This window comes from Ralstonia sp. AU12-08 (assembly GCF_000442475.1).
GTDB classification, from domain to species: Bacteria; Pseudomonadota; Gammaproteobacteria; order Burkholderiales; family Burkholderiaceae; genus Ralstonia; species Ralstonia insidiosa.
Map to the genome: position 1 here is coordinate 148,174 of NZ_ASZV01000029.1, position 20,354 is coordinate 168,527.

Consider the following 20,354-nt stretch of genomic DNA (forward strand, 5'->3'; position numbering starts at 1 on the left):
CGTGCAGCGCCTGAAAATGTGTTCGCAATTGTGTCACGACTCCCCCGCCGCCAGCCCTCGGGCGAGGCTGCGGTGCAGTTCTGACTTCTGACGCATCAACCGCCCGTGCGGTTCAGGCGGCCGGAACGATATGGTCCTCGCCGCTCGCCCCAAAGAGCTGCGACTTGAGCTTGGCCAGTTGATCGCGCACCTGCGCCGCCTTTTCGAATTCGAGGTTCTTGGCGTGATCGAGCATCTGCTTCTCCAGGCGCTTGATTTCCTTGGACGCTTGCTTCTCGCTCATGTCTTCGTACTTGGCGGCCTCTTGCGCAGCCTTGAGCTCGGCACGCGCATCGTCGACGTTGTACACGCCGTCGATGATGTCCTTGATGCGCTTGACCACGCCGCGCGGCGTGATGCCGTGCGCCTCGTTATGCGCGATCTGCTTGGCGCGGCGGCGCTCGGTTTCGTCGATCGCCTTGCGCATGGAATCGGTGATGCGATCCGCATAGAGGATGGCGGTGCCGTTCACGTTCCGCGCGGCACGACCAATCGTCTGGATCAGTGAGCGCTCGGCGCGCAGGAAGCCTTCCTTGTCGGCATCCAGAATCGCCACAAGCGACACCTCGGGAATGTCCAAGCCCTCGCGCAGCAGATTGATGCCGACCAGCACATCGAACGTGCCCAGGCGCAGGTCGCGGATGATCTCCACGCGCTCCACGGTATCGATGTCCGAATGCAGGTAGCGGACCTTGACGCCGTTCTCCGACAGGAACTCGGTCAACTGCTCGGCCATGCGCTTGGTGAGCGTCGTCACCAGCACGCGCTCGCCCGCCTCGACGCGCAGGTGGATCTCGGAGAGCAGATCGTCAACCTGCGTCGTGGCCGGGCGCACTTCAATGGTCGGATCGACCAGGCCCGTGGGGCGCACGACCTGCTCGACGACTTCCGTACCGGCGGTCCTCTTTTCGTAATCCCCCGGCGTGGCAGACACGAACGTCACCTGCCGCATCTTGGTCTCGAACTCTGCGAACTTGAGCGGCCGGTTGTCCAGCGCGGAAGGCAGGCGGAAGCCGTATTCGGCCAGCGTTTCCTTGCGCGCGCGGTCGCCGTTGTACATGCCGTTGAGCTGGCCGATCAACACGTGCGATTCGTCCAGGAACATCAGCGCATCGGGTGGCAGGTAATCGACCAGCGTCGGCGGGGCCTCGCCCGGTGCCGCACCAGATAGATGCCGCGAGTAGTTCTCAATACCCTTGCAAAAGCCGAGCTCCTGCAGCATCTCCAGATCAAAGCGTGTGCGCTGCTCCAGCCGCTGCGCTTCCACCAACTTGTTTTCCTTGTAGAAGAAATCGAGCCGCTCACGCAGTTCCACCTTGATGGTCTCGATGGCCTTCAACACGGTCTCGCGCGGCGTCACATAGTGGCTCGACGGGTACACCGTGAAGCGCGGAATCTTCTGCCGGACGCGACCGGTGAGCGGGTCGAACAGTTGCAGCGATTCAACCTCGTCGTCAAACAGCTCCAGGCGCACAGCCATCTCGGCGTGTTCAGCGGGGAAGATGTCGACCGTGTCGCCGCGCACGCGGAAGGTACCGCGCTGAAAATCCGTTTCGTTGCGCGTGTACTGCATGGCGATCAGGCGCGCGATCACATCACGCTGGCTGACCTTGTCGCCCGCACGCAGCGTCAGGATCATCTGGTGGTATTCGCTCGGGTTGCCGATACCGTAGATGGCCGACACGGTGGCCACGATCACCACATCGCGGCGCTCCAGCAGGCTCTTGGTGGCCGACAGCCGCATCTGTTCGATGTGCTCGTTGATCGACGAATCCTTCTCGATGAAGAGATCGCGCTGCGGCACGTAGGCTTCGGGCTGGTAGTAGTCGTAATACGAGACGAAGTACTCGACCGCGTTGCGCGGGAAGAAGTCGCGGAACTCCGAATACAGCTGCGCCGCCAGCGTCTTGTTGGGCGCAAACACGATGGCCGGGCGCCCCACCTGCGCGATCACATTGGCCATGGTGAAGGTCTTGCCCGAGCCCGTCACGCCCAGCAGGGTCTGGTACGACAGGCCATCGCCAATGTTCTCGACGAGCTGGCGGATGGCCTCGGGCTGGTCGCCGGCCGGCGGATACGGCTGGTACAACTGGAATGGCGAGCCCTCGAAGGTCACGAATTTCGACTCGTCGTGCGAGTTGTCGTGCTGAAGGGGGGCTTGGCTCAGATCGGTCATGGCGGCGGGGGTGGGTGGCAGCGCAGGAAGTCGACAAAGTGACTCGCACGTCCCCAGCAAATGAGGGCGGCGGCGGCAATTGCAACCAATCGCCTAGTGTAGCGCGGTGCCCCAGCAATCGTTTAAGCGCCCTGCACGGCGCATCTGTAGCGGCTGCCCAAACGCTTTAGACCCCTGTTCTGCAAGGATTTTTCGGGCGATTAGAGCCTGTATTCGGTACAATTCAGTCTTGTGCCCGCTTCATGCATTCGGCGTCGGCAGCCCTGCCGACCGCTTGCGGCGCACCGCCTGCAGCACTCCACCGAATTCCGAACCAACCGATCGAGACACATCTCATGTCGCTTTTCTCCGCCGTCGAACTGGCCCCGCGCGACCCCATCCTGGGCCTGAATGAAGCTTTCAACGCCGACACCCGCAGCACCAAAGTGAATCTGGGCGTGGGCGTGTACTTCACCGACGAAGGGAAAATCCCGGTGCTGCGCGCCGTGCAGGAAGCCGAAAAGGCCCGCCTGGCGACCGTCGCTCCGCGCGGCTACCTGCCGATCGAAGGCATTGCCGCCTACGACCAGGCCGTGCAGAAGCTGCTCTTCGGTGCGGATTCCCACCTGATCGCCGAAGGCCGCGTGGTCACGGCGCAAGCCCTGGGCGGCACCGGCGCACTGAAGATCGGCGCCGACTTCCTCAAGCGCCTGTACCCGAACGCCAAGGTCGCCATTTCCGACCCGAGCTGGGAAAACCACCGCGCGCTGTTTGAATCGGCTGGCTTTGAAGTCGTCAACTACGCGTACTACGATGCCCCGTCGCACGGCCTGAACTTCGCTGGCCTGCTGGATTCGCTCAACAGCTACGCAGCGAACACCATCATCGTGCTGCACGCCTGCTGCCACAACCCGACCGGCGTCGACATGACCGCCGACCAGTGGAAGCAGGTCGTGGAAGTCATCAAGGCCAAGAACCTGATCCCGTTCCTCGACATGGCCTACCAAGGCTTTGCCGACGGCATCCAGCAAGACGGCCTGGCCGTGCAACTGTTTGCGGAATCGGGCCTGCCGTTCTTCGTGTCGAGCTCGTTCTCGAAGTCGTTCTCGCTGTATGGCGAGCGCGTCGGCGCCCTGTCGATCGTGACGACCAGCAAGGACGAAGCCACCCGCGTGCTGTCGCAGGTCAAGCGCGTGATCCGCACGAACTACTCCAACCCGCCGACGCACGGTGGCACGGTAGTCGCCAGTGTGCTGACCAGCCCCGAGCTGCGCGCGATGTGGGAACAGGAACTGGGCGAAATGCGCGACCGTATCAAATCGATGCGCAACGCGCTGGTCGACAAGCTGGCTGCCAAGGGCGTGAAGACCGACTTCTCGTTCGTGAAGGCCCAGCGCGGCATGTTCTCGTACTCGGGCCTGACCTCGGCCCAGGTGGACCGCCTGCGTAACGAGCACGGCATCTACGCGGTGTCGACCGGCCGTATCTGCGTGGCTGCGCTGAACACGCACAACATCGACGCCGTGGTCAACGCCATCGCTGACGTTCTGTAAGGTGCCGTAGGCGTCACGCCTTAGGTGCAATTGCAAAAAGAAAAGCGGCTTCGGCCGCTTTTTTGCTGCATATCGCTAGACTGACATGGGCGCATCATACAAGCCGCGCAACACTCTGTTATCAGGGTTTCTGCTGCATCGCAGTAATATGCGCCTAGGTGCATAATCGTTTGCGTCGCCCTCGCCACCACAGATCGGTCCAGCCATGCTTTACCAGCTCCACGAATTCCAGCGCGCCCTGCTCAGCCCGATGACGGCCTGGGCTCAAGCTACCGCCAAGACTTTCACCAACCCGCTCAGCCCGCTGTCCATGGTGCCCGGCGCCCAGCGCTACGCCGCTGGCTACGAGCTGCTTTATCGCCTGGGCAAGGAATACGAGAAGCCGGAATTCGGCATCCGCTCGGTCAAGTCCAACGGGCGCGACATCCCGATCGTCGAACAGACGATCATCGAGAAGCCGTTCTGCCGCCTGATCCGCTTCAAGCGCTACGCCGACGACGCCGAAACCATCAAGCTGCTCAAGGATGAGCCGGTGGTGCTGGTGTGTGCGCCGCTGTCGGGCCACCATTCCACACTGCTGCGCGATACCGTGCGCACGCTGCTGCAGGATCACAAGGTGTACGTGACCGACTGGATCGACGCCCGCATGGTGCCGGCCGAGCACGGTGCGTTCCACCTGTCGGACTACATCAACTACATCCGCGAGTTCATCAACCACATTGGTGCTGACAAGCTGCACGTGATTTCGGTGTGCCAGCCGACCGTGCCGGTGCTGGCCGCCATCTCGCTGATGGCCTCGGACGGCGAAAAGACGCCGCGCACCATGACCATGATGGGCGGCCCGATCGACGCGCGTAAGAGCCCGACGGCCGTCAACTCGCTGGCGACCAACAAATCGCACAGCTGGTTCGAGACCAACGTGATCTACACCGTGCCGGCCAACTACCCCGGCCATGGCCGCAAGGTCTATCCGGGCTTCCTGCAGCATGCCGGCTTCGTGGCCATGAATCCGGATCGCCACCTGTCGTCGCACTACGATTACTACCTGAACCTGATCGAAGGCGACACGGAAGACGCCGAAGCCCACGTGCGCTTCTACGACGAGTACAACGCCGTGCTCGACATGGCCGCCGATTACTACCTCGAAACCATCCGTGACGTGTTCCAGGAGTTCCACCTGGCCAACGGCACCTGGGTGATCGAAGGCAAGCCGGTGCGCCCGCAGGACATCAAGGGCACTGCACTGTTCACCATCGAAGGCGAGTTGGACGATATCTCCGGCAGCGGCCAGACCGAGGCGGCCCATGGGCTGTGCACCGGCATTCCGAAGGCACGCAAGCAGCATTTGACGGCACCGAAGTGCGGCCACTACGGCATCTTCTCGGGCCGCCGCTGGCGCGAGCAGGTGTATCCGCAACTGCGCGATTTCATCCGCCAGTACGATCAGGGCGCACCGCGTATCAAAGCCGTCGCCTAAGCCTGGCGTGCCAGAAAAAAGCCTCGCAACTGCGAGGCTTTTTCGTTTTGAACCGGCGCACTGCTCAGCCCTCAGGCCGCTCCAGATAGGCCAGCAGCATCTTGATGTGCAACTGCGCGAAGGCTTCGTGCTCGTCAGCCGAGGCAATGTCTCGGCCGATCACCGCGCTGATCGTGTAGCGGTTGGACAGCACGTAGTAGCCCAGCGCAGAGATCGTGAGATACAGCCGAGAGACATCCACATCCTTGTGGAAGATGCCGCTGCGCTGACCACGTTCGACCACGCCACGCAGCACATCAATGACCGGGTTGACCAGCTCCCCCAGATGCGGTGACGTCTTCAGGTGCCGTGCCTCGTGCAGGTTCTCGCTGTTGAGCAGGCGGATGAACTCGGGGTTCTCGTAGTAGAAATCCCAGACGAAACGCGCCAGCTGGATGACCGCCTCACGCGGGTCGGACGACTCGATCTGCACCTGCTCTTCGGCCTGCTTGAAGCGGAAGTACATGTGCTCGAGCACGGTCAGGAAGAGTTTTTCCTTGCTGCCGTAGTAGTAGTACAGCATGCGCTCGTTGGTCTCGGCGCGGCGGGCGATGGCGTCCACACGGGCGCCGGCAAAACCACCGCGTGAGAACTCTTCAAGTGCCGCAGCGAGGATGCGACGACGCGTACCGGCGGGGTCGCGACGTGCACGGGGTGTGGCGGGATCGCCCGAGGAATCGACGGGATCAATGTCGGCGAGCGGCGCGGCTGGGTAAGACGGCATGGCACGTCGGTCCGTTTAGAACCCAAGGATTATGTCATACGGTTAAGACATGGCCGCTGCGGTCAATGTCAGGGCATGCACGCCTTGCGCGGCCGCCAAATCAGCGATAATGGCAGGCTATTCAAACGATAACTCCCATCGTGGTTTCCTTGGTCCCCGCATTGGCCATGTCCTTGGCCGACCGGCTCGAACACCTCCTGCCGCAAACGCAATGCACCAAGTGCGGCTACAACGGTTGCCGCCCGTACGCTGAAGCCATGGCGAACGGCGAGGCGCTGCCCAACCGTTGCCCGCCGGGCGGTGCAGAGGGCATCCGCCGCTTGTCCGACGCGCTGGGCCGCACGGGTGATCTGCTGCCGCTGGACCCAGCCAACGGCATCGAGCAGCCACGCGCAGTCGCCGTCATCGACCCGGAACGCTGTATCGGCTGCACGTTGTGCATTCAGGCATGCCCGGTCGATGCGATCGTCGGCGCACCCAAGGCCATGCATACGGTGCTGGAAGACTGGTGCACCGGCTGCGACCTGTGCATTCCGCCCTGCCCGGTCGACTGCATCGACATGATCCCCATCACCGGTGAACGCACGGGCTGGGATGCATGGAGCCAGGCACAGGCCGACGTCGCCCGCGATCGCTACGAATTCCGCAACGCGCGCCTCAAGCGCGAGCAAACCGAGAACGAAGCACGCCTGGCCGCCAAGGCCGCCGCCAAGCTAGCCGCCGTGAGCGCAGAACAACCCGCCGATGATGCCGAGCGTGCCGCCCAGGCGCGCAAGAAGGCGATCATCCAGGCCGCCATCGAGCGTGCCCGCCAAAAGCAGGCCGAGATGGCTGCGCGCGGGCAAGGTCCGCGCAACGTCACCGATGTGTCGGCAGACGTACAAGCCCAGATTGACGAAGCCGAAGCCCGCCGCAAGCGCATCGCCGACCAGATCGAGCACGGCGCCAACCCCGACGCAGACCAACCTTAAACGCCCTGCCCCGACGATGAATCCCGCCAAGCGCTACGCCATCTTCGAGACCCTGCGCGAGAACAACCCCACACCGACGACCGAGCTGGAATACACCTCGCCGTTTGAGCTGCTGATTGCTGTCCTGCTCTCTGCGCAGGCCACTGACGTGGGCGTGAACAAGGCCACGCGCAAGCTGTTTCCGGTGGCGGATACGCCGGCCAAGATGCTGGCGCTGGGCGAGGAAGGACTGACCGAATACATCAAGACCATCGGGCTGTACCGCACCAAGGGCAAGCACATCCTCCAGACGTGCCGCATCCTGCTCGACCAGTACGGCGGCCAGGTGCCGCGTGATCGCGCCGCCCTGGAAAGCCTGCCGGGCGTGGGCCGCAAGACCGCCAATGTGGTGATGAACACGGCCTTCGGCGAGCCGACGATTGCGGTGGATACACACATCTTCCGCGTAGCCAACCGCACCGGGCTGGCGCCGGGCAAGAACGTGCTGGAAGTGGAACTTAAGCTGCTGAAAGTGGTGCCGGAGGAGTTTCGCCAGGATGCCCACCACTGGCTGATCCTGCATGGGCGCTACGTGTGCAAGGCGCGCAAGCCCGAGTGCTGGCACTGCGCGATCGAGCCACTGTGCGAGTTCAGGCCGAAGACACCGGCGCCGAAGGAATAAAAAACGGGGACCGCAGTTTCCAATGCGAGTCCCCGTTTCTCTTTGCGCGATCGGCTGTCGATCAGATGATCTTGCAGGCCTCTTCAAACGACAGGCGCGGGTTGCGCGGATGCAGCTTCTCCACGTCGCCGTAGCCGATGTTCATGATGAAGTTAACCTTCCACTGGCCATCGGGGAAGAAGGTCTCGTTGACCTTGTTGGCATCAAAGCCAGCCATCGGGCCGCAATCCAGACCCAGCGCGCGCGCGGCGATCACCAGGTAGCCGCCCTGCAGCGAGCTGTTCATCAACGCGGCTGCGTTGATCTTGGCTTGATCACCCACGTACCACGAACGCGCATCGATATGCGGGAACAGCTTGGGCAGTTGCTCGTGGAATTGCGTGTCGTACGCGACGATCACGGCCACGGGTGCCTGGCGGGTCTTTTCCTGGTTGCCGGCCGACATGCACGGAAGCAGGCGCTCCTTGGCAGCCGCGCTCTTCACGAACACGAAGCGCGCCGGCGTGCTGTTGGCGGCGGTCGGGCCGTACTTGACGGTCTCGTACAGCGTGTTCAGCAGTTCATCGTCGACCGGCTTGTCCAGCCACACGTTGTGGGTGCGGGCTTCGTGGAACAGTTGGTCCAGCACGGACGGTTCAAGCATGGGCATTGCGGTGTGCTCCTGAAAAGAGTCAAGTAGCGCATTGTAATGCGGCCCGCCACGTTGCGCCGGCCGGGTCTCAGCGCAGGAATGCATCACCCCCTTGACGGTCAACACGGACCAGCATGCAGAAACGACATGCCTGCATTGTATTTAATCGCTTTTCTTGCGACGCGCCATTCAAAGCGCATGTCATTTTTACCAGTAGATTGCACGCTCCACAAAACAGGCCTTTACAACGGTTTCCTTACGAACTACTTTTTCGTTCGTCATTGAATCACCAGCAGGCTGAGCGAACCGGATTCGCACTTTGATTTAACCAAAGTGCGTGGATGCATTCGCGCTAACGTTTTCGCATTGCCGTCGCTAGCTTTGCGCAAACAGCCTACCACCTTGGTTCTCTGACTCCGGCGTTGTTCCTATTTTTGAAACCCACCTGGTTTCAAGGGGATCGCTTTGCCGAATAAGAATAGATTGAATTCAATTCCCCGTAAGAGGCGGGAAATCAGAATATCCGGTTTGCGCAGGATAGAGATTACAAAACGCAAATCAGATATGGAGCCAACTTAAAACCATCCGTTTTAAGTGATGGCGTTCGTCATCCTGAAAAAGGCCTTTATCGCCATGAAAAAATCCAGGTTATCGACCAGTGATTTTGCAGGTCTACCCAAAGCCGTAGGCGCATCGCTTGCCGCGGCAGCGCTCGCTGCCTCACTGCTGGCGGGTTGCGGCGGCGGAGACTCCTCTGCCACCGCCAACCCGAGCGGCACCGCTGTGGATGCGGGCAAGACGGTCACGCAACCGGTGACAGCAGCCACGCCACCTGATCAGCCCTACGTTGACCCCAACGTCTACGGCACCGGCCCCAATGACGCCCTCGCCGCCGACCCAGGCGAAAGCGCCGCCATCACGCACCACACGGTGAGCATCGGTGGCAAGAGCATCGCCTACACGGCCACGGCCGGCCACCTGACGACCATCGACCCCGTGACGTCGAAGGCCAATGCGTCGATGTTCTACGTGGCGTACACACAGGACAATCCGGACCCGTCCAAGCCGCGCCCGGTGACGTTCTTCTATAACGGCGGCCCCGGCTCGTCGTCGGTCTTCCTGCTGCTGGGCTCGTTCGGACCGAAGCGCCTGCAGTCATCGTTCCCGAACTTCACGCCACCGGCGCCGTACAAGCTGCCCGACAACCCGGACAGCCTGCTCGACCGCTCCGACCTCGTGTTCATCAACCCAGTGGGCACCGGCTATTCGGCCGCCATCTCCCCTGCCGTGAACAAGAACTTCTGGGGTGTGGATCAGGACGCCCACTCGATCGACCGCTTCATCCAGCGCTACCTGACCAAGTACTCACGCTGGAACTCACCCAAGTTCCTGTTCGGCGAATCGTATGGCACGGCGCGCAGTGCGGTGGTGTCGTGGGTGCTGCATGAAGACGGTATCGAGCTGAACGGCATCACGCTGCAATCGTCCATTCTCGACTACTCGAACGCGCTCTCGGCTGTCGGTATCTTCCCGACGCTGGCTGCGGACGCGTGGTACTGGAAGAAGACGACGGTAAACCCGCCGCCCGCCGATCTCGACAGCTACATGGTCCAGGCACGCAACTATGCGGACAACACGCTCACGCCGCTCGCGCAAGCGCCCAACCCGCAAGACGGTGGCCTCGTCAACGTGCGCCTGAACCTGAACCTGCAGTCCGCGCAGACGATGGGTTCGTACATCGGCACCGATCCAATCTCGCTGATCCAGACGTTCGGCAACCCGGCTGCGCTGGGCAACGTGCCGTCGCAGAACAACAACCCGCCGTACACGTTCTTCCTGACGCTGAACCCGGGCATCCAGATCGGTCAGTATGACGGCCGCGCGAACTACACGGGCCAGGGCATCGCACCGTTCATTCTGCCGAATTCGGGCAGCAACGATCCGTCGATCTCCAACATCGGCGGCGCCTATACGGTGCTGTGGAACAGTTACCTGAACACCCAGCTCAAGTACACGTCGACCTCGTCGTTCGTGGACCTGAACGACGCCGTGTTCAACAACTGGGACTTCAGCCACATCGACCCGACAGGCGCCAACAAGGGCGGCGGCAACACGCTGTACACCGCCGGCGACCTGGCCTCGACGATGAGCCTGAACCCGGATCTGAAGGTGCTGCAAGCCAGCGGCTACTTCGATGCGGTCACGCCGTTCCACCAGACTGAGCTGACGCTGGCGCAGATGCCGCTTGATCCGACCATCAAGGCCAAGAACCTGACGATCAAGAACTACCCGTCGGGCCACATGATCTATCTGAACGATGCGTCGCGCACCGCGCTCAAGGGGGATCTGGCCAGCTTCTACGACGGCGTGATGGCCGACCGTCCAGCCCTGAAGCGGGTGCAGGGCCTGCAACGCTTGCCGGAAGGCGTGAAGAAGTAATCGCCGCAGGTGTAAAGAAAAGCCGCCCAGCCTGGGTCACACCAGGCTGGGCGGCTTTCATTTGGGGCGGCAGATTTAGCCTCAGCCCTCAAGCCATATCTTCCGCGCGGTGACCCGTCGGCTTCGCATCAGCACGCGTGAGCCACAGCACGCCGGCCAGGATCAGCGCCCCGCCGACCATCTGCATGGGGGCAATCGACTCACCCAGCAGCATTGCCGCCAGCAGCACTGTCACCACCGGCTCCAGCGTGGAGAGCATCGACGCCTGCGCCGCACCCAGCTTCTGCAGGCCGGCAAAGAACGTCAGGATGGCCACCACCGTCGACAGCCCGGCAATCGCCAGTGCGGCCGCCCAGCCACCCGCCGTGCCTGGCAAGTTCGCCGGGGCACCGGCTAACGCCATACCCGTGTAGACGACACCCGCGGCCGTACAGATGACCGTGGTGCACGCCAGCGGGTCCACCCCATGCGTCACGCGCGCGCCCACGGTGATGTAGATCGAGTAAATCGCCGCAGACGCCACACCCAGCGCAATGCCAAGCAGGCTGCCGCCCGACAACCCCGCGCCACCCACCGTCAGCCCCGCCCCCACCGAGCACAGCACCAATGCCACAATCGCCGCCGTGGTCAGCCGCTCACGCAGGAACACGGCTGCCAGCACCGTCACGAACATCGGATACAGATACAGCAGCAGCGCCACTAGGCTGGCCGGCGCGTAGTTCAATGCCGAGAAAAACGTAAACGACTGCCCCGCATAGCCGATCCCCCCCATCGCCGCCAAACCAAGTACACGCGACCACGGCGGAATGCCGATGCGCCGCACGCGCATCACCACCATCAGTGCCACGGCTGCGATGACGAAACGCACCATCAGCAAGCCCACCACGTTGGCGCCGCTCGCGTAGGCGTAGTGGGTGAAGATGGCCATCGCGCCAAATGACGCGGCGGACACGGCAATCAGCAGCACGCCAAGCAGCTTGTCGGCCGCGCGTGCGGCGAGGGTGGAATCAGTACTTTGTCTCATGGCGCGCGGCGTTGGGTTGCCGTCTGCGGGCGGGTCGCCATTGTAGCGTTGGCGTCGCTTGGAGGGTCCGACACACGCTAGGGCAGGCCGGTACAATGGCGGAATCATGTTCAATCCCTCCCGCGACGAAGTCCGCCAGTTCTTTTGCGGCGCCTGGCGCAAGCATCGCCAGGCCGAAATCCTCACGCCGCTTGAAGCCATGGCGGTCGACTGGATGCAACTGCATCCCGAGTACCACGACACCCTGGACGCCGGCGAAGACGCCCTCGCCCGCGACTACACGCCCGAGAGCGGCCAGAGCAACCCGTTCCTGCACCTGTCGATGCATCTGTCGATCAGCGAGCAGGTGTCGGTGGACCAGCCGCGCGGCATCCGCGCCGCCTACGAGGCGCTGGCCCAGCGGCTCGACTCGCCGCACGAAGCCCAACATCAGGTGATGGAATGCCTCGGCCAGATGCTCTGGACGGCGCAGCGTACCGGCATGCCGCCCGATGGCGAGGCATATATTGAATGCGTGCGCAAGCGCGCCACCGCCCGCTAGGCGCCCGAGTCAATCGCCCAATAAAAAACCGCTCCGAGGAGCGGTTTTTCTTTGCCTGCCGAAGCCGGCTTACTTCTTGAGCACCAGCGAGCCGGGCAGCGATTCGATGTAGGCGGCAATGTCCTTCAGCTCCGCCTCGGTGAACGGACGCGGCTTGCCATCGGCACCGATGGTGGCCGGGTTGCTGTTGACCTGGCCCGCCATGATGGCGTTGCTGCGGCCCATCAGCGGGTTGTTGCTGGTTTGATAGGCCAGCAGTGCGTGATAGATGTAGTCGCCGTGCTGGCCAGCCAGCTTCGGGTAGTCCGGCGAAATCGGGGCGTTCAGGCCAGCACCGTGGCAGGCCGCGCACGTGCCCTTCTCCACCAGTTGCTTGCCCTTTTCCAGATCGGCGGCCTGTACCGACACGGCAGCACCCAGGATCAACGCGCCCAAACCAAGCGAGATCTTCTTCATGTTCTTCCTCGTCACTTCCGGGGGTTGTTGGGCGTAGCAGCCGTCTGCTGCGCGTAGTACGCAGCCAGGTTGGCGATGTCCTGGTCCGTCAGCGAACCGGCAATGGCGCGCATGGTCGGGTGCTTGCGGTCACCCTTCTGGTACGCGTGTAGCGCGCTTTCGATGTACTTGGCGTTCTGGCCGCCCAGGTAGGGCACGCGGTACACCTCGGGGAACGACGTCTTGTAGTCGGGGATGGCATGGCAGCCGATGCACATTGCGACCTTGCTCTGGGCGGCGGCGGCATCGCCCTGGATGTCCGCTGCGGAGGCTGACGCGGCCAGCGCGCCTAATGTGCCAAACACGGCCGCCATGGTGAGGATCTTTTTCATCTCGTTCTTAAGCGTGGAGTTCAGAATCCTGCTCGCCCTGCCTGGCTTGACCGTCAGCCGGCTGTCTCTTTGGGCGCCTTCACCGGCTGCTGGCAAGGTGCCATAAGACGGTTGTCTTGAGGTGCGTCAAACCGGCGCATTGTAGCGCACAGATTTTTTTCCAGTCCAGTTAGGGGTCCCGTGACTTGACAGCGGGGAATGGCACGACAGAACAGCCCTGGCGGCACCGGGCAGCAAACACCCAAAGTCTCTTATACTGGCCGTTTCCGATTTCTTTTACCGCCCAGTAGGCTTGCACGATGAACACCACCACCTCGCCTGCCGCATCCAACCAGCGTGCGCGTTTTGAAGGCTCCGAACAGTACGTCGCCACCGACGACCTCAAGCTTGCCGTCAACGCGTCCATGACACTGCAGCGCCCGCTGCTGATCAAGGGTGAGCCGGGCACGGGCAAAACCATGCTGGCCGAGGAAGTGGCCGCCGCCCTGGGGATGCCGCTGCTGCAGTGGCACGTCAAGTCCACGACCAAGGCCCAGCAGGGCCTGTACGAATACGACGCCGTCTCACGCCTGCGCGACTCGCAGTTAGGCGACGACAAAGTCCACGACATCCGCAACTACATTGTCAAAGGCGTGCTGTGGCAGGCCTTCGAGGCAGATGAACCCGTCGTGCTGCTGATCGACGAGATCGACAAGGCCGACATCGAATTCCCCAACGACCTGCTGCGCGAGCTGGATCGCATGGAGTTCTACGTGTACGAAACGCGCGAGACCATCCGCGCCAAGCACCGCCCGCTCGTCATCATCACGTCGAACAACGAGAAGGAGCTGCCCGACGCCTTCCTGCGCCGCTGCTTCTTCCACTACATCAAATTTCCGGATGCGGAGACGATGCAGGCCATCGTCGACGTGCACTACCCCGGCATCAAGCCGGCGCTGGTCAAGGCCGCGCTGGATGCGTTCTATGAGATGCGCAACCTGCCGGGGCTGAAGAAGAAGCCGTCGACCTCCGAGTTGATCGACTGGCTCAAGCTGCTGCTGGCCGAAGACATTCCGCCGGAATCGCTGCGCAGCCAGGACAAGAACGCGGCCATTCCGCCTCTGCACGGCGCACTGCTCAAGAACGAGCAGGACGTGCACCTGTTCGAGCGCCTGGTCTTCATGAACCGCGCCAACCGCTGACCGGGGCTGCACCATGCCGCGCCTGATCGAACCCGTCACGCTGTCCGGCCAGCACGCCTGGCTGGAGCCGCTTGGCCCTGAGCACGAAGAGGAAGTCCGCGCCGCAGCCGCTGACGGTGAGCTGTGGCGGCTCTGGTACACCTCCGTGCCCTCGCCCGAAAAGGTTGCCGATTGGCTCGCCATTGCGCTGGACATGCGCGAGCGGCTCGGTGCCATGCCGTTCGTTGTGCGCGAAATGCGCGACGGGCAGCCCGGCAAGGTGGTTGGTGCCACGCGGCTCTTCAACGTGGACGAAGCCAACCGTCGGCTGGAAATCGGCCATACGTGGTACGCCAAGTCCGTCCAGCGCACCGCCATCAATACGGAATGCAAGCTGCTGCTGCTGACACACGCGTTCGAAACGCTGCACTGCATTGCCGTGGAGTTCCGCACGCACTGGATGAACCACCAGAGCCGCGCCGCCATCGCCCGCCTGGGCGCTAAGCAGGACGGCGTGCTGCGCAATCACCAGCGCATGCCGGACGGCAGCTTCCGCGATACGGTGGTGTTCTCGATCATCGAATCGGAATGGCTCACGGTGAAACGCCATCTGCAATACAAGCTGGAGCAGCCACGATGAACCCGTGGCTGCTGCTGGCCGGCACCATCGTCACCGAGGTGATCGGCACCTTGTGCCTGAAGCTATCGGACGGGTTTTCCAAGCCGCTGTGGATTATCGGCACGGCCATCTGCTACGGCTTAGCCTTCTGGGGCCTGGCGATCGTCATGAAGCGCATCGACATGAGCGTCACGTATGCGGTGTGGTCGGGCGTAGGCACGGTGCTGACGGCCGTCGTCGGCATCCTGTTGTTCAAGGAAGGGGTGTCGATGGCCAAGCTCTCGGGCATCGGCATGGTGGTGGGCGGCGTGGTGCTGCTGAACGTCAGCGGCGCGTCTCACTAACTGGCCCACTAAGCCACCGAGCAGGAGACTGACATGCTCATCGATTTCTTCTTCACCCTGCGGCACGCCAAGTTGCCGGTCTCGGTCAAGGAATACCTGACGCTGCTCGAGGGGCTCAAGCAGCAGGTCATTGCGCCCTCGCTCAACGAGTTCTACTTCCTGGCGCGCATGACGCTGGTAAAGGACGAGAAGCACTTCGACAAGTTTGACCAGGCCTTCGGCGCCTATTTCAAAGGCGTGGAAGGCGCGGTCGACTGGCGCGCGGACATCCCCCTCGACTGGCTCATCAAGAAGCTGGAGCGCGAGCTCTCGCCGGAAGAGAAGGCCAAGGTCGAAGCCATGGGCGGCCTCGACAAGCTCATGGAGCGCCTGAAGGAACTGCTGGGCGAACAGCACGAGCGCCACGAAGGCGGCAGCAAGTGGATCGGCACCGGTGGCACGTCGCCGTTCGGGCACGGCGGCTACAACCCGGAAGGCATCCGCATCGGCGGGCCATCGAAGGGCAACCGCACGGCGGTCAAGGTGTGGGAAGCGCGCGCGTACAAGGATTACGACGACACCGTCGAACTCGGCACGCGCAACATCAAGGTCGCGCTGCGCCGCCTGCGCAAGTTCGCGCGGGACGGGGCTGACATCGAGCTGGACTTGGACGACACCATCCACTCGACCGCTGCCAACGCCGGCATGCTCGACATCAAGATGCGTCCCGAGCGGCACAACAACGTCAAGGTGCTGATGCTGATGGACGTGGGCGGTTCGATGGACGACCACATCAAGCGCGTGGAAGAGCTGTTCTCCGCCGCCAAGACCGAGTTCAAGCACCTCGAGTACTACTACTTCCACAACTGCGTGTACGAGCACCTGTGGAAGAACAACCGGCGCCGCCATGCGGAGCGCTTCTCCACGTGGGACGTCATCCGCAAGTACCCGCCCGACTACAAGCTGATCTTTGTGGGCGACGCAACCATGAGCCCCTACGAGATCCTGCAGGCCGGCGGCTCGGTGGAATACAACAATGCCGAGGCCGGTGCGGTGTGGCTCAAGCGGTTGATTGAACAGTTCCCGAAGTTTGTCTGGCTCAACCCCGAGCCGGAGGGCTTGTGGGAATATCGGCAGTCCATCTCCGTTATCAACCAGATCGTGAAGACGCGGATGTATCCCGTGACCATCGCCGGGCTGGAATCGGCGATGCGGCTGCTGTCCAAGTAACGCCCTCGCCTTTCTCCCTCTCGTTTCTCCGGGCGTGGATGTCGTGATTACCTGCCGCGTAATCGACATCATCCACGCCGGCGCCGAAGATGAAGCCATGCAGCACGGAAGACAAACCCCGCGCTGCCAAGCTCCTCAACCTCGTACGGAGAAACGCCATGACCGCCACGCAACTCGCCGCCAACGAAACCCTCGCTGACACGCTGGTCGACTGCTACATCGCCGCCTGGAACGCAACCGACGCCGCGCAACGCCGCACCCTCGTCGCCCAGACCTGGACCGAAGGCGCCACCTACGTTGATCCTCTGATGCAGGGCGCGGGCCACGACGGCATCGACGCGCTCATCGCCGGTGTGCAGGCCAAGTTTCCGGGTTTCCGCTTTGCGCGCGATGGCGGCGTGGACGTGGTGCAGGACACCATTCGTTTCCGCTGGACGCTCGGGCCGGACGGTCAGGCGCTGGTCAAGGGCACGGACTTCGTGCGGATCGTTGGCGACCGCATGCACGTGGTGACCGGCTTCATCGACCAGATGCCCGGCATGGGCGACGCGACCTGAGCACCCACCGCGCAAAAGCAAACGCCCCGGAAGTCCGGGGCGTTTTGCATTGGCGTATCGCTACGTCGCTCAGATCGTCAGCATGTCTTCCTGACCCGCATTGGCGTTGCGCAGCCCTTCTGCCCAACCCTTGGTCGGCAGCTTGAGTGAGGCCTGCAATGCAGCCGCACGCTCTTGCACTGCCTCCCAGCTCACCTGCAGCGGCGGGCCGTTGAAGGCCAGCGCAATCACATTGCCGTCGTGCACTTCAGGGAAGACGAGCACGCGATTGTCAAACGCATCGCAGATGCGTTCGATGTTGCGTGGGAAGCTCGTGTGATCGCCAAACAGGTTGATGGTCATCACGCCGGGCGAGCGCAGCACCTGGCGGCAAGCCTTGTAGAACGCGGGCGTGTCGAGCACCGGGCCGCGTGCAGTGGCGTCGTACAGATCGATCTGCAACGCATCGACGGTGCTGTGGTGGCTGGCGTCCATCACCCAGTCATAGGCGTCCTGTTCCAGCACGCTCAGGCGCGCGTCGTCGAACGGCATGCCGAACATGCTGCGCGCGGCGACGATGACCGATGGATTCAGTTCAACCGCCGTCACCTGCACGGGTGCGAGCTGGCGATGGCAGAACTTGGTCAGCGCCGCAGCGCCCAGGCCGAGTTGCACGACATGGAAATCCGGACGCGCGTTTGGATCGAGAAACAGCATCCACGCCATCATCTGCTGGGCGTATTCCAGTTCGATGGCATCGGGCTTTGACAGGCGCATGGCGCCCTGCACCCACTCGGTGCCGAAGTGCAGGTAGCGCACGCCAGCCAGTTCAGAGAACGTGACCGGCGCAAAACGCGGGGCCATGCGCTTCGGTTCATCGTCGTGGTCAACACGATCAAGGCGGTCTTCGCGCTTGGCGCGGGCCGGACGGCGTGAGGCCACGGCCTCGATGGATTTACGTTTCAACAGCGTCATAAAGCGGATCAACGGGAAGAAGACTGAGCGGCAGCAGCGCGCTGCAGCCATTCACGGTTGTGGTCTTTGGCGTAGCGCGTCCAGTGCTTGGCGTCGCGCAGGATGTCGTCAAACAACGTTTGGGCGCGTTGCTTGTCGGCATCGTTGTTCTGGGTGAGCAGCCATTCGCCGAACAGGCAGCGGGCGGCGGCATCGTTGGCGTAGGTCAGCGCCTGCTCGAATGCCTCGCGCGTGTTGGGTGCACTGATGGCAGCCAGCGCACGGGCGTAGAGCAGCGTCGGATCAGGCTGCTGGCGCGTCACCCGGTGCGCCTCGAACAGCGTCTCCAGGGTGCTCTTGGCGAGCACCGCATCGCCGGTGGCGAACTGTGCGCGGGCCAAGCCCAGCAGCACGGCCGAATCCCCCGCGAACGGGCCGGTGGCAGCCTGCTCGAAATGCTGGCGTGCTTCCTTCGCATCGCCCGCTTCCAGCAGTGCTTCGCCCAGGCGCAGGCGGTGCTGCACGGTCGGCGCGCGATCGAAATCGTTGCGTGCCTCGCGCACAGCACGGTTCGGGTCAATCAATTGGGTCACGGCGCGGCTCGCTACACGGGCGCCGCGCGTGTGGCGCATCCCCGGCAGGTAGATGGCGAAGAAGTACAGCACGCTGCCCAGCAGCGGAAACGCGAACAGGATGAACAGCCAGTACATGTTCTGGTTACTGCGCACGACGTGCACGGCAAAGAACAGCGCGACGATGACGTGAAACCCGATTCCAAGAAACGGCATGTTGAGGCCCGGTAACAGAAATGTGCCGGCACCCCCGCGCCAGCCACGGGCGCGATTGTGACAGATGCGCGGGCACGCGGCCGTGACCTCTCCTTAACGTTTGCGAGTCGCGTACGGGCAAAGCCTCATGTAACCGACCTTGACAGTCATTTAACCCATTGGTTAAATGAATACATGCCGACATCAGACGACACCCTCTCGACCGTATTCGCCGCCCTGGCCGACCCAACGCGCCGCGCGATCCTTGCGCGCCTGGCGGAAGGCGAAGCCCCGGTCAGCGAGCTCGCCCGCCCGTTCGATATGTCCGCTCCCGCCATTTCCAAGCACCTGCGCGTGCTGGCCGAGGCCGGACTGATCGAACGTGAAATCAACGCCCGCTGGCGCATCTGCCACCTGCGCCCTGGCGCCCTGCGCGATGCGCACGGCTGGCTGGAGCGCTACCGCCTGCATTGGGAAGGCAACCTGGATCGCCTGGTCGCCTTTGTCGAGCAAACCCATGCCACGTCTGCGCCGCAAGACCAAAACGCGGACACCCCATCCACCAAGGACTGACAACCGACACCCGGAGACCACCATGGACCGCGCCGCCACATTCGAACTGGAGATGACCCGCCATATCCGTGCGCCACGCGAGCGGGTGTTCGATGCCTTTACCGATCAGGCCGCGCTGGCGGTCTGGCATTGCCCGCGCGGCATGGGTGTAGTGGAGGCCCGTGCCGATGCGCGCGTCGGCGGTCAGTACCGCATCGTCATGGGTGGGCGTGATGGCAGCAAACACATCGCCGCCGGGGAATACCAATCGCTCGACCGTGCCAACTTCCTCGCCTACACGTGGTGGTGGGAAGCGGGTTCCATGCCGCCCGAATTGAAGACGCTGATTGAAGTCACGCTCACCGACAAGGATGGCGGTACCGACCTGCACATGCGCCACACCGGCTTCCCCGACGCGCACACACGCGACGGCCACATGGGTGGCTGGCAATCGGTCTTCAACCGCCTGAACGACTACCTGGACCCGGAAGGCACGGCCGGCACCGTCACCGTCTACGGCGACCCGCGCAGCACCTACTGCCGCACGGTGCGCATGGCGCTTGCCGAGAAAGGCGTGCCCTACAAGCTCGACCCGCTCACGCCCCATACACCTGAACTGGTGGCACACAATCCGTTCGGCCGCGTACCCGCGTTCAGCGACGGCCCGATCGAGTTCTACGAAACCCGGGCCATCCTTGGCTACATCGACGAAGCCTTCGATGGCCCGAGCCTGCTGCCGCAATGGGGCGCCACCGCCCACGCGCGTGGCGAGCAGTGGATCAGCCTGATCAACTGCCATGCCTACGACGCGATGGTGCGCCGCTATGTGCTGCAGTACGTTTTCCCCAAGGGGGCTGACGGGCAACCGGACCGCAAGGTCATCGATGCCGCGCTGCCGGAAATTGCCGCGCAACTCGATGCGCTGGAACAGGCTTATGGCGACCGCGATTACCTGGTCGGCAGCACCGTGTCGATGGCCGATCTGTTCTTCGCGCCGATCGCGATGTATCTGGAGATGTTTCCGGAGACCAAGGCGCTGCTGGACAAGCGTCCGAACATCCTGCGTGGGCAGGCAACCATGCGTGCGCGGCCGAGTTACGGCGCCACGATGCCGCAACTCGGTTGATCAGCA

Annotated in this window: 21 protein-coding genes; 13 read left to right on the forward strand and 8 right to left on the reverse strand. The window is 62.9% G+C overall.

Annotation, left to right across the window (positions count from 1 at the left end; all coding sequences use genetic code 11):
• Window positions 1-112: 112 nt before the first annotated feature.
• On the reverse strand, window positions 113-2,215 hold the full coding sequence (uvrB, locus tag C404_RS45410) for an excinuclease ABC subunit UvrB (protein WP_021195413.1): 2,103 nt from the start codon (window positions 2,213-2,215) through the stop codon (window positions 113-115).
• A 335-nt stretch (window positions 2,216-2,550) separates the two neighbouring features.
• On the opposite strand from uvrB, the gene C404_RS45415 reads away from it, so the two are divergent.
• Window positions 2,551-3,747, forward strand: coding sequence for an amino acid aminotransferase (locus C404_RS45415; protein ID WP_021195414.1), 1,197 nt, complete (start codon window positions 2,551-2,553; stop codon window positions 3,745-3,747).
• A gap of 205 nt (window positions 3,748-3,952) precedes the next feature.
• Window positions 3,953-5,224, forward strand: coding sequence for a polyhydroxyalkanoate depolymerase (locus C404_RS45420; RefSeq protein WP_021195415.1), 1,272 nt, complete (start codon window positions 3,953-3,955; stop codon window positions 5,222-5,224).
• A 64-nt stretch (window positions 5,225-5,288) separates the two neighbouring features.
• Here the strand turns inward: C404_RS45420 and C404_RS45425 are convergent, their stop codons facing one another.
• Window positions 5,289-5,987: a TetR/AcrR family transcriptional regulator gene (locus C404_RS45425; protein WP_021195416.1), complete on the reverse strand. Its 699-nt coding sequence runs from the start codon at window positions 5,985-5,987 to the stop codon at window positions 5,289-5,291.
• A 167-nt stretch (window positions 5,988-6,154) separates the two neighbouring features.
• On the opposite strand from C404_RS45425, the gene rsxB reads away from it, so the two are divergent.
• Window positions 6,155-6,958, forward strand: coding sequence for an electron transport complex subunit RsxB (gene rsxB / locus C404_RS45430; protein ID WP_021195417.1), 804 nt, complete (start codon window positions 6,155-6,157; stop codon window positions 6,956-6,958).
• A gap of 16 nt (window positions 6,959-6,974) precedes the next feature.
• Window positions 6,975-7,619, forward strand: coding sequence for an endonuclease III (gene nth, locus C404_RS45435; RefSeq protein ID WP_021195418.1), 645 nt, complete (start codon window positions 6,975-6,977; stop codon window positions 7,617-7,619).
• A 61-nt stretch (window positions 7,620-7,680) separates the two neighbouring features.
• On the opposite strand, the gene C404_RS45440 is transcribed toward nth, so the two are convergent.
• Entirely contained in the window at window positions 7,681-8,268 is a 588-nt protein-coding gene (locus C404_RS45440) for a malonic semialdehyde reductase (protein ID WP_021195419.1), read from the reverse strand.
• 615 nt (window positions 8,269-8,883) lie between these two features.
• Between C404_RS45440 and C404_RS45445 the strand changes: the two genes are divergently transcribed.
• Entirely contained in the window at window positions 8,884-10,689 is a 1,806-nt protein-coding gene (locus tag C404_RS45445; RefSeq protein ID WP_425338175.1) for a S10 family peptidase, read from the forward strand.
• Between the two features lie 88 nt (window positions 10,690-10,777).
• Here C404_RS45445 and C404_RS45450 read toward each other — a convergent pair whose 3' ends face one another.
• Window positions 10,778-11,713, reverse strand: a complete 936-nt coding sequence (locus tag C404_RS45450; RefSeq protein ID WP_021195421.1) for a DMT family transporter — start codon at window positions 11,711-11,713, stop codon at window positions 10,778-10,780.
• A 106-nt stretch (window positions 11,714-11,819) separates the two neighbouring features.
• On the opposite strand from C404_RS45450, the gene C404_RS45455 reads away from it, so the two are divergent.
• Complete coding sequence (locus tag C404_RS45455) at window positions 11,820-12,254, forward strand: DUF1841 family protein (RefSeq protein ID WP_021195422.1); 435 nt, start codon at window positions 11,820-11,822, stop codon at window positions 12,252-12,254.
• 69 nt (window positions 12,255-12,323) lie between these two features.
• Here C404_RS45455 and C404_RS45460 read toward each other — a convergent pair whose 3' ends face one another.
• Both C404_RS45460 and C404_RS45465 read right to left on the reverse strand, forming a co-directional pair.
• A complete protein-coding gene (locus tag C404_RS45460; protein ID WP_021195423.1) occupies window positions 12,324-12,710 on the reverse strand; it encodes a c-type cytochrome in 387 nt (128 codons plus the stop codon).
• An 11-nt stretch (window positions 12,711-12,721) separates the two neighbouring features.
• The gene (locus C404_RS45465; RefSeq protein ID WP_021195424.1) at window positions 12,722-13,081 is read right to left on the reverse strand and encodes a c-type cytochrome; all 360 of its coding nucleotides are present in this window, start codon (window positions 13,079-13,081) and stop codon (window positions 12,722-12,724) included.
• A gap of 299 nt (window positions 13,082-13,380) precedes the next feature.
• On the opposite strand from C404_RS45465, the gene C404_RS45470 reads away from it, so the two are divergent.
• From C404_RS45470 to C404_RS45490, 5 genes are all read left to right on the forward strand, one after another.
• A complete protein-coding gene (locus C404_RS45470) occupies window positions 13,381-14,262 on the forward strand; it encodes an AAA family ATPase (RefSeq protein WP_021195425.1) in 882 nt (293 codons plus the stop codon).
• Between the two features lie 13 nt (window positions 14,263-14,275).
• Window positions 14,276-14,881 (forward strand): GNAT family N-acetyltransferase, encoded by a 606-nt coding sequence (locus tag C404_RS45475; RefSeq protein WP_021195426.1) that lies wholly within the window; start codon window positions 14,276-14,278, stop codon window positions 14,879-14,881.
• Window positions 14,878-15,204 carry a DMT family transporter gene (locus C404_RS45480; protein WP_021195427.1) on the forward strand — a complete coding sequence of 109 codons (327 nt, stop codon included), beginning with the start codon at window positions 14,878-14,880 and terminating at the stop codon, window positions 15,202-15,204. Before C404_RS45475 ends, C404_RS45480 begins: the two co-directional genes overlap by 4 nt.
• A 33-nt stretch (window positions 15,205-15,237) precedes the next feature.
• The gene (locus tag C404_RS45485; RefSeq protein WP_021195428.1) at window positions 15,238-16,413 is read left to right on the forward strand and encodes a vWA domain-containing protein; all 1,176 of its coding nucleotides are present in this window, start codon (window positions 15,238-15,240) and stop codon (window positions 16,411-16,413) included.
• Between the two features lie 158 nt (window positions 16,414-16,571).
• A complete protein-coding gene (locus tag C404_RS45490; RefSeq protein WP_021195429.1) occupies window positions 16,572-16,970 on the forward strand; it encodes a nuclear transport factor 2 family protein in 399 nt (132 codons plus the stop codon).
• A 69-nt stretch (window positions 16,971-17,039) separates the two neighbouring features.
• Here C404_RS45490 and C404_RS45495 read toward each other — a convergent pair whose 3' ends face one another.
• Both C404_RS45495 and C404_RS45500 read right to left on the reverse strand, forming a co-directional pair.
• Entirely contained in the window at window positions 17,040-17,924 is an 885-nt protein-coding gene (locus C404_RS45495; protein WP_021195430.1) for a spermidine synthase, read from the reverse strand.
• 8 nt (window positions 17,925-17,932) lie between these two features.
• The gene (locus C404_RS45500) at window positions 17,933-18,691 is read right to left on the reverse strand and encodes a tetratricopeptide repeat protein (RefSeq protein ID WP_021195431.1); all 759 of its coding nucleotides are present in this window, start codon (window positions 18,689-18,691) and stop codon (window positions 17,933-17,935) included.
• Between the two features lie 174 nt (window positions 18,692-18,865).
• Here C404_RS45500 and C404_RS45505 point away from each other — a divergent pair, with 174 nt between their 5' ends.
• Together C404_RS45505 and C404_RS45510 are read left to right on the forward strand one after the other, a co-directional pair.
• Entirely contained in the window at window positions 18,866-19,243 is a 378-nt protein-coding gene (locus C404_RS45505) for an ArsR/SmtB family transcription factor (RefSeq protein WP_021195432.1), read from the forward strand.
• A 22-nt stretch (window positions 19,244-19,265) separates the two neighbouring features.
• Window positions 19,266-20,348, forward strand: coding sequence for an SRPBCC domain-containing protein (locus tag C404_RS45510; protein WP_021195433.1), 1,083 nt, complete (start codon window positions 19,266-19,268; stop codon window positions 20,346-20,348).
• The last annotated feature ends 6 nt before the right edge of the window (window positions 20,349-20,354 follow it).

Coding starts and splice junctions, on each gene's coding strand:
- uvrB (WP_021195413.1), bottom strand. CDS start 2,215: ATGACCGATCTGAGCCAAGCCCCCCTTCAGCACGACAACTCGCACGAC.
- C404_RS45415 (WP_021195414.1), top strand. CDS start 2,551: ATGTCGCTTTTCTCCGCCGTCGAACTGGCCCCGCGCGACCCCATCCTG.
- C404_RS45420 (WP_021195415.1), top strand. CDS start 3,953: ATGCTTTACCAGCTCCACGAATTCCAGCGCGCCCTGCTCAGCCCGATG.
- C404_RS45425 (WP_021195416.1), bottom strand. CDS start 5,987: ATGCCGTCTTACCCAGCCGCGCCGCTCGCCGACATTGATCCCGTCGAT.
- rsxB (WP_021195417.1), top strand. CDS start 6,155: ATGTCCTTGGCCGACCGGCTCGAACACCTCCTGCCGCAAACGCAATGC.
- nth (WP_021195418.1), top strand. CDS start 6,975: ATGAATCCCGCCAAGCGCTACGCCATCTTCGAGACCCTGCGCGAGAAC.
- C404_RS45440 (WP_021195419.1), bottom strand. CDS start 8,268: ATGCCCATGCTTGAACCGTCCGTGCTGGACCAACTGTTCCACGAAGCC.
- C404_RS45445 (WP_425338175.1), top strand. CDS start 8,884: ATGAAAAAATCCAGGTTATCGACCAGTGATTTTGCAGGTCTACCCAAA.
- C404_RS45450 (WP_021195421.1), bottom strand. CDS start 11,713: ATGAGACAAAGTACTGATTCCACCCTCGCCGCACGCGCGGCCGACAAG.
- C404_RS45455 (WP_021195422.1), top strand. CDS start 11,820: ATGTTCAATCCCTCCCGCGACGAAGTCCGCCAGTTCTTTTGCGGCGCC.
- C404_RS45460 (WP_021195423.1), bottom strand. CDS start 12,710: ATGAAGAAGATCTCGCTTGGTTTGGGCGCGTTGATCCTGGGTGCTGCC.
- C404_RS45465 (WP_021195424.1), bottom strand. CDS start 13,081: ATGAAAAAGATCCTCACCATGGCGGCCGTGTTTGGCACATTAGGCGCG.
- C404_RS45470 (WP_021195425.1), top strand. CDS start 13,381: ATGAACACCACCACCTCGCCTGCCGCATCCAACCAGCGTGCGCGTTTT.
- C404_RS45475 (WP_021195426.1), top strand. CDS start 14,276: ATGCCGCGCCTGATCGAACCCGTCACGCTGTCCGGCCAGCACGCCTGG.
- C404_RS45480 (WP_021195427.1), top strand. CDS start 14,878: ATGAACCCGTGGCTGCTGCTGGCCGGCACCATCGTCACCGAGGTGATC.
- C404_RS45485 (WP_021195428.1), top strand. CDS start 15,238: ATGCTCATCGATTTCTTCTTCACCCTGCGGCACGCCAAGTTGCCGGTC.
- C404_RS45490 (WP_021195429.1), top strand. CDS start 16,572: ATGACCGCCACGCAACTCGCCGCCAACGAAACCCTCGCTGACACGCTG.
- C404_RS45495 (WP_021195430.1), bottom strand. CDS start 17,924: ATGACGCTGTTGAAACGTAAATCCATCGAGGCCGTGGCCTCACGCCGT.
- C404_RS45500 (WP_021195431.1), bottom strand. CDS start 18,691: ATGCCGTTTCTTGGAATCGGGTTTCACGTCATCGTCGCGCTGTTCTTT.
- C404_RS45505 (WP_021195432.1), top strand. CDS start 18,866: ATGCCGACATCAGACGACACCCTCTCGACCGTATTCGCCGCCCTGGCC.
- C404_RS45510 (WP_021195433.1), top strand. CDS start 19,266: ATGGACCGCGCCGCCACATTCGAACTGGAGATGACCCGCCATATCCGT.